Here is a 15,613-nt window from a genome sequence, read left to right on the forward strand (position 1 = left end):
ACAGCATCCAGTATCGTACCATTTTTCACAGGCAATTACCAGTACCCCAAAAGAATGGATCCCCAATTGGGTGTCCTGCAGGGCGGAATGAGCATCGACTGAGTTGTCCAAGTGTCAAGCGATTTTCAGAAGATTCGGCCGGCGATGGAAACGCCAAAATCGGCAAAAAACTTTTGAGGAACTCAGAAACACGAAGATCGTTTTCGCTAAAGAATCATTTTACGCTTTTATTGTCCAAGTATCCACCATTTATTGACGAGTTCTTGTCCAAGCTTGTCTACCCTTGCGCCAAACAGGGAGCTGGGCAGGCAGCGGATCTCAGAGGGCGTTGTGCCTGATTGCGGTACAAGCGAGACCTCAAAAATAAAAATTGCCCCGCGGACACTTTTCCGATTCCATGGGGATTGGCCGCGGGGTCTATCGCAGCTTTTCGTTTTCCTGATGCCGAGTCGCGTCACGCTTAGTCTTCTTTTCCAAGTTGCGACGCATCGCTTCGGTCAGATCGACTCCCGTTTGATTGGCCAGGCAGATCACCACAAACAACACGTCGGCCAGTTCGTCGGAGAGCTCAACCTTCTTGTCGGAAGCCTTGAAACTTTGCTCTCCATAGGTGCGAGAAATGATGCGAGCGACCTCGCCGACTTCCTCGACCAACTGAGCCAAGTTCGTCAGCTCGGAGAAGTACCGAACGCCAATCGTTTGAATCCAACGATCGACTTCCTCTTGAGCGGCACGCAGGGTCAAAGCATCGTTTTCGTCAGTCACTTGGCCGCCAGTTTCGCAAAGGTTTTTTGAGCATACGCACGACCGAGTGTGTGGGCCTCGACCGCGGATTGAGTCTGGGGAGTTTTCCCTTCGACCGCTTGTTCCAGCACAAGCAGCGGAGGTGTTTTTAAATCGGAAAGCATGTCGGCAAGTTGCGTGTAATCGATGTCGCCGTCGCCAAAAGCTTCGTCCCAAACGCCATCGTGCGACTGCCGTAAATGCAGTTCGACAATGCGATTTTTGTAAAGCCGAACGACGTCCCAGACAGCCACTTCAGAATTCCCACAACCACGAAAGATCCAATGGGCATCCAAACAAAACCGAACATTTGCGGGGTCGGTCGACGCCAACATGTGATGCAGTTCGCGGGCACCTTGCCGCAGTTCCGCATCGTGATTGTGATAGGCCAACTGCTGGCCGTTCTTTCGCAGTCGGGCCCCCAGCTGATCGAATGCTTTGGCTTGCGTTCGCAGCTGCTCGTCCGATTTATCTTGTGCCCCGCCCCATTGAATTGGGCTCGGATTGGTCACGATGATCTGCGTTCCGCAAGCCTCTTTCGCCGCGGTGGCAATATCGACAACTGTTTGAATGCTTGCCGCTGTCTGATCCGAATCGTGCAGCGTACTGTTGACGTACAACGAATCGATTTTGAGTTCCCGCTGACGCGCGGCTTTCGCTATTTGCTTGATCTGCTGCGGCGAGTTGGCGATTGGTTCATATCCAGTCAAACCACAACTTTGGATCTCGCCCAGAAGAAGATCGAGATTGCCGAGAGCCTTCCCGCTGCGGCGATAAAACGTGCCCCAGGGATACTGCTGCGTTGCGATCTCGATCCCATGTTGCCGGGCAGCTTCCACCAGCGACGTTGGGCCTGCCAACAAAGAACAAGCTGCCAGGGCGGCAGCTTGTTGATGAAATGTTCGACGACTAAGCATGGACTTGGAAGCCAATGAGTGTGCAAAAACAGAGACTACGGAACCATGCCGCCGGGGATGCCTTTGACAACGATTGCCACGGCATCGTGCGGGTGAAGGCTCTCGAAATGGCTTGCTTGAACGCGGTAGTCAATCACGCCAGGCATCGGGTCGATAGCCGACTTCATGCGGCGAGCGGCATCTTCACAGAACATCAAGTTCTCGCCATTGAGTCGGGCAAACTCTTGTTCGTCGGCTCGCTTCACCGCGGCTTGCACTGCCGTATTCAGGACACCCTCGACACGCTGGATGATCTCGTCGATTGGCAGATCGTCACGCGAGTCGTCCAAGTCGACGGTGATATCAGCGTGGCTTCGCTGACTGTGCGGAACAGCAATCAGGGTGTTGTTCGAGCCAAGCCAGTTGAGGACCGTCGAAGCGCTAAGCCAGTTGTGGCCGTAGAACTGTTCTTCAAACTGCTGCTGCAAAAGCTGACGCGACAGTGCAGCCGAGCATGGGCACGCGCTGGAATAGGTCAGCCGAACATGAACGCGATACTTAACTTGATCCCCCTGCTGCAACGCTTCGACTTGAACCGGATAGCTTCGCCAGGCGGTATTGTCGGACAAAAGCGAGGCCCGCTGAATCATGTGCTCGAACGAAAACTGCAAGTAGGCCGACTTGCTCATCTCGTTGTGCGTTTCCAGAAAGCGGCCGAGGATACGTTCGATCTGCTTTCGCGAAAACTCGGTGTGCAGCTCGTTTTGCAAGCTCAAGTACAACCGCGACATATGAATGCCCTTGGTCGCGGGATCGTCCAAGCTGACGTAGGCATCCACTTTGGCCGGCGTTCGCATCATGATGTCGTCTTCACCACGTACGACGATGGCGACTTCGATGCCCGACATACCGACACGATCGATGGCCGATTGAAACTGCGGAGCGGTGTCGTTAGCGACGTCGGGAAGCAAACGAGGCGAGGTGTCCATAGCCAAAGGTCGAGTCGCTTCCGATGCCAACGGCGTAGCCGAAGCAGGTTGCGAAGACAAAGGCGAGTCAGTAGACATCAAGGTTTCCTTGGCGGAGGGTATTTTAGTGCGGTCGGATTTTGCCAGAGGCTAGACCGGCAATTTCGCATGGGGGCAACCGCTATTTTCTAGTCCGGTGAATCTTTGGCGGCGATGCGGAATCAAACCAAATGCAACGCTTTATCATAGTCGATCCCACGCGCCACGTCTTGAGATGCCAACGGCACTCTTGAGTTACAGACAGCTGTGACTGCCCAGACGGGGACAAACTGAGTACACTAAGGAATATCCCGCCTTCCACGAATCATTGTTTCGCGAGAGACGCTTCGGCTCAATGATTCCGACGACAGCCGATGACGTGTTGTGTCGATAACTCATTTACTGACAATCGTTTCCTGTCAACCGTAAAAGTCAATCCATTCTAAAATTTCCCCTGGGAACGTTGCCAACATGACTGCCATGGGTCCACTAGGAAATTACCCGCAAACTCGCCCTCGTCGGAATCGTCAAACCGATTGGTCGCGCCGACTGGTTCGCGAAAATCACCTGACGGTGGACGACTTGATCTGGCCCATCTTCGTTCAGCCCGGCAAAGCGACACGGACCCCAGTTCCCTCGCTGCCAGGTGTTGACCGTGTGACGATCGACATTGCCGCTGAAGAAGCGGAGCGAGCCGTCGAACTTGGTATCCCGGTCATCGCCCTCTTTCCTGCAACTCCCAACGAGTTGAAAACGCCTCAGTGCGAAGAAGCCATCAATCCCGATAACCTGGTCTGCCAGTCGGTTCGAGCGATTCACGAGAAAGGTTTGAACCTCGGTATCTTGTGCGATGTCGCACTCGACCCTTACTCGAGCCACGGCCAAGACGGGCTCGTCAAAGATGGCTATGTCGTCAACGACGAAACGGTCGAGATGCTCTGCCAACAATCGATCGTGCAAGCCCAAGCTGGCTGCGACATCATCGCCCCTAGCGACATGATGGATGGCCGCATCGGCGCGATTCGCAAAGCACTCGATCACGAAGGCTTTCAGCACGTGCAAATCATGTCGTACGCGGCCAAGTATGCGTCGGCATTTTATGGTCCCTTCCGTGATGCAGTGGGCTCGTCCGGCAACCTGGGAGGAGGCGACAAAAAGACCTACCAGATGGACCCGGCCAATACCGACGAGGCGCTACGCGAAGTTGCCCTCGACATTCAAGAAGGGGCCGACATGGTGATGGTCAAACCAGGCATGCCGTACTTGGATATCGTCCAGCGCGTGAAGGAAACCTTCCAGCAACCGACCTACGTGTATCAGGTCTCCGGCGAGTACGCGATGCTGCAAGCCGCCGCGGCCAATGGCTGGCTCGATTTAGACAAGACCATGCTCGAAAGCCTCACCGCATTCAAGCGAGCCGGAGCGGATGGCATTTTGACATACTTCGCCCCGAAAGCCGCCGAGATGCTGCGAAAGGGCTGACAAGCATCCGGCGTTCTTACCTTTGCAGGGGCAAAGAATTCCGGATGAAGACATTTCACATTGCGCGGTGCGAACTCACGAAGCGAGGGCCGATCCCTTGCCTCGAGCTCCCCTGCGATTTAGGCTAAAAGTGATGCCTTTCCGCTATTTCCTGCGGCAAGAAATCCTCCATTTGACAATCAGGTCGACGATATGTCCTACACCCCAATTCAGTTACTCGAGAATTGGATTCTGCGTCAAGCTTCCGATGCCGGCCAGGCCTGGCTCGACACGCAGCGCGAAGCGGTTGCCACCGGCGACCTGAAGGCGTTGTACATGTCGTTCGGCTTCGCTCCACGGAAAGTTGGCAAAGCGGATCTGCAGTTGACTGAGCGAGATCTGAATGATGCCGCCGAAGCCCGCCCAGGGTGGAAGCCGAACACATGGACACTCGATCAAGCCGCACGCGTATTGCTGTTGATGTCGCTGCCGGCCGAAGATGATGCGGCCTATTTCGCAACGGTCGAAAAGCTGTTTCAGACCGCCGAAATTCGCGAGCAGATTTGTCTCTATCAGGCCCTCCAGTTGTTGCCACACCAGGAACTGTTTGACGACCGATTGTCCGAGGGCATCCGCACGAACATCAAGACCGTCTTCGAGTCGATCGCCCATCACAACCCACTACCGATGGAGTTGATGACGGAACATGCGTGGAATCAGATGATTCTAAAGGCACTGTTCATCGGTGCGGCCCTCGATCCGATCGAAGGTATCGACCAGCGTGTGAACCCTGAATTGGCCCGAATGCTGATCGACTTTGCCCACGAACGCCGGGCAGCCACACGACCGATTCCCGTGGAACTGTGGCGTGTCGCGGCACCGTTTGCCGATGAAATAGCATTAGAAGACATGAAGGCCTTGTATGCCTCCGGCGAGCAGCTCGAGCAGTCTGCTATCGCGTTGGCACTGGTAGCAACCGCCTCGGACGAAGCGGACGTCATCCTGAAAACCAATCCCGAAATCGCCAAACGTGCCGAAAGCGGCGAGATCACCTGGCACGCGATTGCGGAAGCGGCGTATTAAATCATCCACGATTGTGCGGCGTCGAGCCTCCTGCTGAAAACTGACCCCTGACCACTGAAGACGAACCATGAAATTCATCGACCCCCACATTCACGTGACTTCGCGTACGACCGACGACTACGAAGCGATGGCCAAAGCTGGCGTGGCGGCGATCATCGAGCCAGCTTTCTGGCTTGGCCAGCCTCGTACGCATGTCGGTTCGTTCCAGGACTATTTCAGCAGCCTGGTCGGCTTCGAGAAGTTCCGAGCGGCTCAGTTTGGGATTCGCCATTACTGCACCATCGGGCTGAACTCGAAGGAAGCCAACAACGAAGCGCTCGCCGAACAAGTCATGGAAATCATGCCGCTGTTCCTGGCCAAAGAGAACGTCGTCGCCGTGGGTGAGATTGGCTTTGACGACATGACAGCACTCGAAGAGAAGTACCTTCGCTTGCAGCTGGAAATGGCTAAGGAAGTCGATCTTCCCGTCCTAATCCACACGCCCCATCGCAATAAAAAGCAGGGAACGTATCGGAGCATGGACATCATTGAAGAGCACGGCATACCACCCCATTTAGTGGTCATCGACCATAACAATGAAGAGACCTGTGAAGAGGTCCTGCGACGCGGCTACTGGGCCGCATTTACCATCTATCCCAAAACAAAAATGGGGAACGAACGGATGGTGGAAGTCGTAAAGAAGTATGGGCCTGAGCGAATCATTGTCGACTCCTCCGCCGACTGGGGTGTTTCCGATCCGCTTGCGGTTCCGAAAACAGGAAATTTGATGTTGGAGCGGGGTGTCCCTCAAGAGCACGTTGAGTTAACCTGTTACAAGAACGCTTTGGCAGCTTATAGCCAGAGCGGTCAGTTCGAGGAATCGGATTGGTTGGACCCAGAACCCATCGATCAACGTACGTTGTTTGAAGGGAATAGCGTTCTGCGGGGCGGCCAGACTCCTCGAGTCGATAAGCCAGAAGACGATCGTATCATTCAATAAGCTCATACGTCTTCCAGCTTAGAAGAGGAACCGCTTTCCTTCGGGGAAGCAACAAGAACAGAGACGCCAGGCACCAGGTAAAAGTCAGCGCGTTCGGAACCGCGTAGACTTTCGCTATCCAGAGGCACCCAGCACTTTGCCTGTGGTTCACTACCGTTGTGGACCCAACACTGGACCAGCTTACTTACGGTGTATGTATGAGCTTTCATCGGAATGGTGCTAGCGACAAGCTGTCGCGGCGCGAACTTCACTTCGAGACATTCGAAGATGTCTTGGGTGATGCCAGAAGTCTTTCTCGAGTCGGATACCATCGTGTATCCAAGTGGTCGCTTGGGCAAATTTGCGACCACCTATCACGATTCATGGATGCGTCGCTCGACGGTTTTCCGCCGACGCCGTTCTATGCATCGTTGATGCGTCCTTTCGCTCGCATGATGTATCTGGGCAAGATTCTTCGTAACGAGCAGATGCCGGCCAAGATGCCAACGCTGCGGGAATTCACCCCCGGAGAGTGGGCCGAAGATCAGAACGCATTGCCGCAACTGGAAAAGGGAATCGCTCGCATCACGAGCCCCGACGCCCAGTTTGTACCGTCGCCACTGTTCGGTAATTTGACCGCAGACGAATGGCGAAAAGTGCATTTGTGGCATTGCCAGCATCATCTTGAATTTCTGATTCCCGCAGCGAAAGACGCGTCAGCTTAACCGCGACGATTCTAATCGCTTGACGAGACTCCGCTGGTAGAAGCGGCACAACGAATTACGCGCTATTTCGTTGTGCCGCATCCTTGCCAGCAAACACTGGGCGTCGTATCCTGCGCGACATACATCTTGTCGCAAAACCAGGAAGGCCCCCATGTCTGAAGAGATGCAATCCCCCGAACCAGCTTGGCGTCCGCTAACTAAGATTCAGCGTCGCGTCCTTGGCGTGCTGATCGAGAAAGCGAAGACGACGCCGGATGCCTATCCGATGTCGCTTAACGGCCTGACGACCGGCAGCAACCAAAAGAGCAATCGAGATCCACAGCTGAGCCTTGAAAGCTGGGAGATCGAAGAAGCTTTGGAGCAGCTGCGCGATATGGGGGCCGTTGCGGAAGTCCACGGCGACGGTCGAGTTGTTAAGTTTCGACACTACGGTAAGGACTGGCTCGGCTGCGACGGCAACGAACTCGCCATCATGGCCGAGCTTCTTCTCCGCGGCGCTCAAACCGTAGGCGAACTACGTGGACGCGCGGCTCGCATGGGCAAAATTCCCGACATGGCCACGCTGCAGCCTCTACTGGAAGAGCTTCAACGTAAGAAGCTTGTCGTCCCGCTGACGCCCAAGGGACGTGGTCAGGTCATCACGCACGGGCTTTTCAGCGAGAAAGAACTGGCCGAACAGCGAGAACGCCTCGGCGGTGGTCGCGTAGTCGATACCCCGGTCGAACCTCCTGATGCAACAACGATTGCCGAGCCAATCGATCGTCCGATCTCGCAGGAGCCGCTGAGAGCTTCCACCCCTGCCAATCCCGCACCATCCGCCCCTTCCAACAGCAGCGAAATCGAGGAATTGCGTGCGGAAATTGCCACCCTGAAGGCTGAAATGGAACGCTTGAAAAAGGACGTGGAAGACCTTTGGTCGAGCATGACTTGATGCCCGAATACCTTGTGCCTTCCCACCGGTAGTGCCCCCACATTTTGGGCTAGCGAATGCTTGCCGATATTACTGTATTTATGTACAGTAATAGTCATCTCAGAAAGACAACCTCGTCAGCCCGGGCGCTGCCGGCAGCGATCGCCGTCCGATCGCATCTATGCCACCTGAATCGCTCGTTTCGCGTCTGAATTTTGCCCGCGATTCGAGCCCTCTGTCAGGACACGTTTCACGCAGTTCATAGGTTCGTTGCGCGCTGAGTTGGACGGGATGTTCTTGAGCTTGGCAGCAGCTTTTCATGCAGTCACCCATTGGGAGCCAGGGACATTATGTCGCGATCACCACGAATTCCTCGCAACCGGCTACAACCTCATCAAGTCTCCGAGATCCGCCGCCTGAAAGCGGCAGGATGCACGCAAACAGAAATCAAGCGAATCACTGGGCATTCGCGGACGACGATTCACCAGATTCTCACCGGCAAGCATTCTGCGGCAAATGAGAAGCCGACCGAATCGGCCGAGGACGACGTCAGTTCGTTCTTCGATGGCCCGATCGAACGTTGCCCTCAGTGTGGTCGACGCGTTCACATGCCATGCATGCCCTGCCGCGTCGATAGCATGATGAACACAGGCCAAGTGGTGCCCTCATCGATCCAAGAGGCGGACCGACGCCAAATTGCGCGGACATAGCAAGAATGCGGCCACGACCACCCACCAATGGTGGCAATTTCGGCCTAGCGGGTTAATGTCCGTTAAAGGTGCGTTTTAGTTTTGACGAATCAGCGCTGGTACATCGTCGCGCGGATTGCTGCCAGCAGAGCGGTCATAAACAATGACTCTCGCTGTGAAGCGTTCCGCTTGGGTCGGCATCGTCTTATGCGATGCCGGCCTTAGTTTTTGCGCCGATCTCATTCAGAGTGCGGGTAAACCGAAGTCGATTAATATTCGACCCATTTCCAACCGATCGGCGTTTCCAGCTCTTTCTCGGCGAAGTAAGCCCATGGCGTGCCGGGATGCTCCTGGATAATCCGTTCCAGGTATTCCTTCGCTTGAAGCCGTGTCTTTTCGAGGCGGCTACCAGCTTCCTCCAGCGTATCGGCCGGCTCCAGATTCCAGGTATTGTGCGAAGGGTCCTCGAACTTTCGCCCGCCTTTCAAGATGGCGAGCATCTGGTTGTAGCCATCGACGCGAGCTTTAACCGCCGCAGCACGTCCCAATGCCAAGTCGTAGCTGGCCTGCCAACGCTTGTCGGTGATCTTGTCGCGATCCTTCTCCCCTTCCGCCAGCGGTTCGTAAATGGCGTTCACCAGGGGTTCCAGTCGAGCAGCAATTCGCTGGGCGCCATCCAACGCGTTCTTCAAGCGAGCTTCATCCTCGACCACAAACTGAGAAGCGGGATAGGTCATCGCTTCGACTTGTCCTTGCCGTGCGGCTTGATGAAGCGCGGCGAGCGCTTTGTTCTCGGACAACTTTGCCTGATACTGAGCTTCGGTCAGATATTGCGGCGGATACTTTCGCATGACGTCGTCTTCAAAACGCATCGCACTTGCCGGCCAAGGAGCCGAACGAAGACGCGAAACGAGAAACGCCCCGCGCGTTTGATACGCCAGGTAACTCAGCCCGAACGGTCCATAGCCACTATCAACGTCGTCACCGCCGAAGCCGCCACTGTTAAACTTCATATCAACTCGCTGCGAGTAACGTGTCTCCGGCCCTTGCAGCATCGCCGGCATGCCATCGCTGCGTGACTCTTGCGGCGCAACTTCGGCCATCTGCCGTCCCATCGGGGCAGGCACGCCGACCGTGTAAATTCGCACGCCGGTGGTGTTCGCCTTTTCTACGACCGCATCGACTTGGCTCCAGTCGTCGCCAGCTTCGTCGGTAACGACCACTACCATCAGTTCCCGAGCCTGCTGCTGCTTCATGGGGCCATATTTGTCGAGGACTTGACCGATGGTCGAAAACGTCGCTTCCTTGCCAGAATTGTCGGTAGAAATCGTATCCAGCTTACTGATCACTTCGCCGAAATTGGTCGTCGGCTGCTCGAGCACGAAGTTGGTCTTTCCACCAAAGCTCACGATCGCCGTCGACAGACTGTTGGCGGGTTTATCGCCTGGCAGTCCGCTCGACTGGAAGTCAGAGTAAAGCTTCTTAGCCGCGTTGGCCCAAGAGGTTCGCATTTCCGAAGCACTGAGCGTTGAGTCGATCACCCAGACAATCATCGTCGGGGCGAAGTCGATACTGCTGGCGATTTCACTTCGCAAACGATCAACATTCTCTTCCACGGAAGCATTCGCACCGACCGACTTGCCTTGGCTGAAACGGCTGGTGCCGCCTCCTCGCAGCGAGGTCGTCCGAATCATCGAATTGCGAGCCTGAGCTTCTTTCGACTCGGCAGGCTTCGTTTCTTGCTTTGGCTTGGGGGCCGGCTTTTTGGTGGAAGTCGTTTCTTTTTTGGGTTGATTCTTGGCAAGCGGATTACGGAACTTTACGTTCTCGCCACAGCCAGCGACCATGATCACGCCGAGAAGCGTCGCGCAGATCCATCCAATAGCGGCGTTTTGAAGTTTACTGATTCGGCGAGGCATGTTTCTGGGAACTCCCGAGACGAGTTAGAAAGGCGGGCTAATCCGGCTTTTAATTCTAACCCTCATTTCCCGTTGGTCGAGTCGATGGCCGAGATTCCCCGCCGAAGCCCCCCACTTCAGCACTGGTTGTCCTCGGGCTGGCAATTGTGAGGATTATTCGAAACAATATTCTCCATCGATTACGAATAAGGATTTTCTCATGCCTTCCGAGCAGACACTTAACGGAAAACGCATTCTCATCTTCGTGGGCGACATCTATGAAGATTTGGAACTGTGGTATCCGCACTTGCGATTGAAAGAAGCTGGCGCCGAATCGGTCCTGGCCGGCCCCGAAGCTGGCGTTACCTACGACGGCAAGCATACCTACCCTGCGAAGTCCGATTTGGCGATTGCCGACGTCAATCCTGATGACTTCGACGGTGTAATCTGCCCTGGCGGTTTCATGCCGGACAAGTTGCGACGCGACGAGAAGGTCAAGCAGATCATTCGCCATATCCACGAGAAACGCCAGCTAGTCGCGGCGATTTGCCATGGTGGCTGGCTGCTGTCTTCGGCAGGCATTTGTCGTGGTACACGTCAAACCGGTTCCCCCGGCATTAAAGACGATCTGGTTCACGCTGGTGTTACCTGGGAAGATGCAGAAGTGGTCGTTGACGGTCACTTGGTTACCAGCCGTCGCCCTGACGACTTACCGGCGTTCTGCCGAGCCATGATTGAAGTTCTGGAAAAGCAATCCACATGACGCTCGCTCACTTTACGATCGCTGCCCAAGACTCCGCAGCGACTGCTCAGTTTTTTCAAACCATCTTTGGCTGGCCGGAAGTGCATCGCCCAGCCAATGTCGATCCGACGACCTACTGGCTCGATATCGGCAAGGGACAGCAACTGCATGTGCTGAAAGTTGACCCTTTCGAGGTGTCCCCATTCGAAGAGGAATTCGGTCGACACTTCGCGTTTTTCTTTTCGGCAGCCAAGCTGGCAGAGATTCGCAAGCGTCTTGCGGAATACAACGTTGAAGTGATTCCACCAATCCGTCCGACCCCGTTCGAGCGTTTCTTCTTTCGAGACCCCAACGGCTATATGTTCGAGGTGATCGACCAGGACAAGTGGGCGCAAGAAACGTAAACCATCGGTGCTTTCGTGGAACAAACGGATTGCCAACACGTCGCCAGATGGACTTCGCTGCAGAAGATCGTTCTTGCAGCCGTACTACTTTCCGTATTCATACTTCACGCATTGTTGCTGCGAACGGGGCATGACTGGGGTGGTGATTTTGCCCAGTACTTAAGTCACGCTCGCAACATCGCCACCGGACAAAGCTACGCCGATACTGGATACGTTTACAACCCCGACGCGGCTGTGATCGGGCCGCGTGCCTACCCGCCGATCTTCCCTTTATTCCTGGCCGCGTTCTACGCGATCTTTGGCGCGGATCTCACGGCGATTCGACTCGGTCTCGTAGCGTTGTTTGTCGGAATGATCTTTGTTTCGTCACTGCTGTTCGCACGCAAGCTATCGGCCTGGACGACCATCGGCGTGGCAATGCTCATTGGTTTTTGCCCGTTGTTTTGGGAATTCAACCAGACAATTGATTCCGAGCATTTATTCGTTTTCTGGTGGATGCTGCTGATGTGGTTTTACACCAAGTACCGCGGCGACACCGAAAACAAATCAGACAGCCTATGGGTCGCGATCGTCGCAGGCCTGCTCGTTTACCTGACCATTGGAACACGAACGGTCGGCATCGTTTTACCGCCGGCGATCTTACTGACAGAAACTATTACGTATCGCCGGCTCACGCGTTTTACCATTGTCAGTCTCGTCGCAGCGATTCTCTTTTACGCGATCCAGAAACTACTGTTGCCGCTTGGAGGATCAGGGTACCTCGATCAACTTTCGCAAATCAATTCCACGACGTTATCCTCGAACCTCTTTGCCGATTCGCTTTCGTTTTTATTCGTCTGGAAGAACGGCTACTACAAATACCTGGCCGCCGGGGCAGGCTTGGGCTTCAGCCTCATCGCGATCGGAGGCTTCACCAAAGAGAACTGGCCGCGACCAACTCTTCTCGCAATCGCCTCGATACTGCACTTTGTTCTTGTCGTTGTGTGGCCGGGTGCGAATGGCATTCGCATGATCTGGCCCCTACTGCCGGCGTTTCTTTACTGGCTGCTGTATGCGTGCGAGAACCTCCCGGTGTCGAAAATGTGGCGAACCAGCGGTATCGCTGCAGTGATTGGTTACTCGCTGCTTTGTTTTGCCGGCGAATATGTGACGGCCGAATATGGCTCGATTACTGGCCCAGATAGCCCCGCGTCACAAGCCCTCTTTGCGGAAGTGGAGCAAACGGTTTCAGATGATCAGGTCTGCTTGTTCTTCAAGCCTCGCGTTCTCGCTTTTTATACGCGACGAAACTGCACAGGCTATCCAATTCCGCTCGACGAAGCTTCGCTGACGCGTACCATCGAGCAAGCCGACGTCGATGTTGTGATTACGACGAGCGATCAGCCTGAAGAACTTCCTGCGTGGCTGACCGAAGCCGGGTTTGCCGCCGCTTGGCAGAACGACGAATTTCAAATTTGGCGGAAGTAGCCGATCGTTCTGACGGCTACGAGACGGAAGCCAACTGCCCCTGCTCTTCCAGCAAAACTTCTCGCACGATGTAGCGTAGCCGCGGCTCGGCAGCTTGCGCGGCGTGAATGACGTCGTACTTGCCGACGCTGCCCAAGTTGTCTGGAAGACAGATATTCGTAACGGTCGAAAGCGCGAGCACGCGAAGCCCGACCTGCGATGCCACGATCGCTTCCGGTATGGTGCTCATACCAACGACATCAGCGCCAATCTTCTTTAAGAAGCGGTACTCGCTGCGCGTTTCGTAATTGGGCCCCGTCATGGCGGCGTAAACGCCTCGATGATGCGTGATCCCTTCTCGGCGAGCGATACGTGCCGCGGTATCGATCAAGCCGCGATCGTAGGGGCTAGACATATCGGGGAAACGCTTGCCGAGGTTCGGATCGGCATGGCCGGTCAGCGGATTGCTCCACATGAAGTTGATGTGGTCTTCCATCAGCATGATGTCGCCGCTTTTGTAAAACGGATTCATGCCGCCGCTGGCATTGCTGACGACCAAAATGCTGGCCCCCAGCGCCTTCATCACACGAACCGGCAAGGTAATCGTCTCGAGCGAGTACCCTTCGTAAACATGAAAACGGCCCTCCATGACCAACACTGGGACAGTGCCCAGTCGTCCACATACGAGTCGCCCGTTATGGCTTAGGGCGGTAGAAGATGGAATATGCGGTAGGTCTTCGTAGTCGATCGTCACTTCGACGTCGACGCCATCGGTCAGTGTTCCGAGTCCTGTGCCCAAAATGATCCCAGCAAGGGGACGCTCGTTCCATCGGCGCCGAATGGCCGCAGCCACTTCTTCGACCTGGGCTTTGAGTTTGAACAAATTCTTTCCTCTGGTTCGCTACTTCCCGGCAAACTCGGTCAGGACACCTTTCACCAAGGTACGCAGCTTCGGCTCGGCTTTGTTGGCGATAGAAATAATTTCAGAAACGTCTGCTGGCTTCAATGCATCGGGAAGGCACATATCGGTGACAATCGACATGCCAACGGTACGCAGGCCGCAGTGCACCGCCACGATCACTTCCGGAACGGTGCTCATGCCGACCAGGTCCGCTCCGATGGCTCGCAGAAAACGATACTCGGCACGGGTTTCCAAGTTAGGTCCCGCAACGGCAACGAACACGCCGCGATGTGCGACGATGTCTTCCTTGCGAGCGATCTCCAATGCTTTGTCGATCAACTGGTGATCGTACGGAGCACACATGTCAGGAAAACGTGGGCCCAGACGATCGTCGTTGATTCCAATCAACGGGTTGTCGCCCATCAAGTTGATGTGATCGTCGATCAGTACGATATCACCGCATTTGTAGAAGGGATTCATCCCGCCGGATGCGTTCGAGCAAAGCAGCAGTTCAGCCCCCATCGCTTTCATCACGCGAACCGGAAGCGTGATTTGCTTAAGCGAATAACCTTCGTACATATGGAAGCGGCCTTCCATGGCAACGACAGGAACCCCGCACAATGTACCGCAAACCAAACGGCCGCGATGACTTGTTGCCGTCGATGCGGCGAAATGCGGGATCTCGGTGTATTCGAAGGATGCCTCTTCCTCGATCTCTTCCGCCAAACCGCCGAGCCCGGTCCCCAGAATAATGCCGGCTTTGGGGGTCTTATCCCACTTCGCGTGGATAACTTTCAGGGCGTCTTGAATTTTGTCGTACAGATCGAGCATTTGGGGACTTCCCGGTTCAAATCGACGGACAGGCAAACTTAGCCCCCGATTATGCCACGTTCCCTCTTAGCGACAAGTCCCAGCACGCGTTGGGGGGAATTGCCGTCGCGGTTAAATGCGAACTCGATCGAAATCGGCCGCAAATTCTCCACGCAAGAACAAAATGCCGGCATCCTCTTCGGACAAGCGTCCGTAAAAACTGCCATCGAAAACAGGAAATTCTTTTCGCTCGCCATCCTCGAATTCAAACGTCACGTGATAGCTTGTCGATCGATTCTTGCCGCCGCTGATGGCCGTTCGCTTGCCAGTTACGATCGCTGGAACGGCATCGACGTCGCCGTTGGTCATTTGATGGAATCGTTTAAATTGCGTCACCGCCAGAAAAATACCCAACGCAAACATTCCCAGCGGTACGACCCCCATGCAGATCGGCATGAGCGAAAAAGGGAACGCGTCGCCACTGAAGCTCAATGCCCCGCCGACACCGATAAACATGAACGACATAAAAAGGGCAATGCCGCAAAACATCGTGAAGAAGACACCCAGAAAAATCATCCCCCCGATTCCTGGCTTGGGAATCTTGGCAATGCGTTCCTCGGAAAGTCGATTGACGAACTTCGGCGACGCTTTAATCTGTCGAAAGATTTCGGCGTCGTGCGACGGTTCCGTCGATAGACTTCGACTTCCACAATATTCGCACGTCGACTGATTCTCCGGCAAATTGGCGCCGCAACTGTTACACTTCATAGGAAGAGATCAGGTTCTTGAAAAATAAGGTGGCAACAAGCGACTCGTTGCGCAAGCGGGTATTCGTCACAAGTTAACGGATATTGCGTTCGCGTTCGACGACCTGGCTCGAATTTCAATCTCGTCCGTTAT

16 protein-coding genes are annotated in these 15,613 nt (G+C 54.9%); 9 read left to right on the forward strand and 7 right to left on the reverse strand.

The window, feature by feature from the left end; translation table 11 throughout:
• Nucleotides 1-417: 417 nt before the first annotated feature.
• Genes LA756_RS14645 through folE2 form a run of 3 tightly spaced genes read right to left on the reverse strand, consistent with a single transcriptional unit; the run spans nucleotide 418 to nucleotide 2,746 of the window.
• Nucleotides 418-765, reverse strand: coding sequence for a nucleotide pyrophosphohydrolase (locus LA756_RS14645; RefSeq protein WP_224435462.1), 348 nt, complete (start codon nucleotides 763-765; stop codon nucleotides 418-420).
• Nucleotides 762-1,700, reverse strand: coding sequence for a sugar phosphate isomerase/epimerase (locus LA756_RS14650; RefSeq protein WP_224435463.1), 939 nt, complete (start codon nucleotides 1,698-1,700; stop codon nucleotides 762-764). The genes LA756_RS14645 and LA756_RS14650 overlap by 4 nt, the downstream gene beginning before the upstream one ends.
• A 35-nt stretch (nucleotides 1,701-1,735) precedes the next feature.
• A complete protein-coding gene (gene folE2, locus LA756_RS14655; RefSeq protein WP_224435464.1) occupies nucleotides 1,736-2,746 on the reverse strand; it encodes a GTP cyclohydrolase FolE2 in 1,011 nt (336 codons plus the stop codon).
• 411 nt (nucleotides 2,747-3,157) lie between these two features.
• Between folE2 and hemB the strand changes: the two genes are divergently transcribed.
• The 6 genes from hemB to LA756_RS14685 all read left to right on the forward strand — a co-directional run bounded on the left by hemB (nucleotide 3,158) and on the right by LA756_RS14685 (nucleotide 8,533).
• The gene (hemB, locus tag LA756_RS14660) at nucleotides 3,158-4,168 is read left to right on the forward strand and encodes a porphobilinogen synthase (RefSeq protein ID WP_224435465.1); all 1,011 of its coding nucleotides are present in this window, start codon (nucleotides 3,158-3,160) and stop codon (nucleotides 4,166-4,168) included.
• Nucleotides 4,169-4,360: 192 nt separating this feature from the next.
• Nucleotides 4,361-5,230, forward strand: coding sequence for an EboA domain-containing protein (locus LA756_RS14665; protein WP_224435466.1), 870 nt, complete (start codon nucleotides 4,361-4,363; stop codon nucleotides 5,228-5,230).
• A gap of 67 nt (nucleotides 5,231-5,297) precedes the next feature.
• Nucleotides 5,298-6,209 carry a TatD family hydrolase gene (locus tag LA756_RS14670; protein ID WP_224435467.1) on the forward strand — a complete coding sequence of 304 codons (912 nt, stop codon included), beginning with the start codon at nucleotides 5,298-5,300 and terminating at the stop codon, nucleotides 6,207-6,209.
• A 197-nt stretch (nucleotides 6,210-6,406) separates the two neighbouring features.
• Nucleotides 6,407-6,913, forward strand: a complete 507-nt coding sequence (locus LA756_RS14675; protein WP_224435468.1) for a DUF1569 domain-containing protein — start codon at nucleotides 6,407-6,409, stop codon at nucleotides 6,911-6,913.
• Nucleotides 6,914-7,064: 151 nt separating this feature from the next.
• Entirely contained in the window at nucleotides 7,065-7,844 is a 780-nt protein-coding gene (locus tag LA756_RS14680) for a DUF480 domain-containing protein (protein ID WP_224435469.1), read from the forward strand.
• A gap of 329 nt (nucleotides 7,845-8,173) precedes the next feature.
• The gene (locus LA756_RS14685; RefSeq protein ID WP_224435470.1) at nucleotides 8,174-8,533 is read left to right on the forward strand and encodes a hypothetical protein; all 360 of its coding nucleotides are present in this window, start codon (nucleotides 8,174-8,176) and stop codon (nucleotides 8,531-8,533) included.
• 248 nt (nucleotides 8,534-8,781) lie between these two features.
• Here the strand turns inward: LA756_RS14685 and LA756_RS14690 are convergent, their stop codons facing one another.
• A complete protein-coding gene (locus LA756_RS14690) occupies nucleotides 8,782-10,431 on the reverse strand; it encodes a vWA domain-containing protein (RefSeq protein WP_224435471.1) in 1,650 nt (549 codons plus the stop codon).
• A gap of 199 nt (nucleotides 10,432-10,630) precedes the next feature.
• Between LA756_RS14690 and LA756_RS14695 the strand changes: the two genes are divergently transcribed.
• Genes LA756_RS14695 through LA756_RS14705 form a run of 3 tightly spaced genes read left to right on the forward strand, consistent with a single transcriptional unit; the run spans nucleotide 10,631 to nucleotide 13,023 of the window.
• Complete coding sequence (locus LA756_RS14695) at nucleotides 10,631-11,173, forward strand: type 1 glutamine amidotransferase domain-containing protein (RefSeq protein WP_224435472.1); 543 nt, start codon at nucleotides 10,631-10,633, stop codon at nucleotides 11,171-11,173.
• Nucleotides 11,170-11,556 carry a VOC family protein gene (locus LA756_RS14700; protein WP_224435473.1) on the forward strand — a complete coding sequence of 129 codons (387 nt, stop codon included), beginning with the start codon at nucleotides 11,170-11,172 and terminating at the stop codon, nucleotides 11,554-11,556. The genes LA756_RS14695 and LA756_RS14700 overlap by 4 nt, the downstream gene beginning before the upstream one ends.
• A 15-nt stretch (nucleotides 11,557-11,571) precedes the next feature.
• Nucleotides 11,572-13,023: a glycosyltransferase family 39 protein gene (locus LA756_RS14705; RefSeq protein WP_224435474.1), complete on the forward strand. Its 1,452-nt coding sequence runs from the start codon at nucleotides 11,572-11,574 to the stop codon at nucleotides 13,021-13,023.
• Nucleotides 13,024-13,039: 16 nt separating this feature from the next.
• Here the strand turns inward: LA756_RS14705 and LA756_RS14710 are convergent, their stop codons facing one another.
• The 3 genes from LA756_RS14710 to LA756_RS14720 all read right to left on the reverse strand — a co-directional run bounded on the left by LA756_RS14710 (nucleotide 13,040) and on the right by LA756_RS14720 (nucleotide 15,481).
• Nucleotides 13,040-13,885, reverse strand: a complete 846-nt coding sequence (locus tag LA756_RS14710) for a purine-nucleoside phosphorylase (RefSeq protein WP_224435475.1) — start codon at nucleotides 13,883-13,885, stop codon at nucleotides 13,040-13,042.
• Nucleotides 13,886-13,903: 18 nt separating this feature from the next.
• The gene (locus tag LA756_RS14715; protein ID WP_224435476.1) at nucleotides 13,904-14,734 is read right to left on the reverse strand and encodes a purine-nucleoside phosphorylase; all 831 of its coding nucleotides are present in this window, start codon (nucleotides 14,732-14,734) and stop codon (nucleotides 13,904-13,906) included.
• A gap of 111 nt (nucleotides 14,735-14,845) precedes the next feature.
• Complete coding sequence (locus LA756_RS14720) at nucleotides 14,846-15,481, reverse strand: DUF2500 family protein (RefSeq protein ID WP_224435477.1); 636 nt, start codon at nucleotides 15,479-15,481, stop codon at nucleotides 14,846-14,848.
• Between the last annotated feature and the right edge of the window lie 132 nt (nucleotides 15,482-15,613).

The organism is Bremerella sp. TYQ1 (assembly GCF_020150455.1).
Classification (GTDB): domain Bacteria; phylum Planctomycetota; class Planctomycetia; order Pirellulales; family Pirellulaceae; genus Bremerella; species Bremerella volcania_A.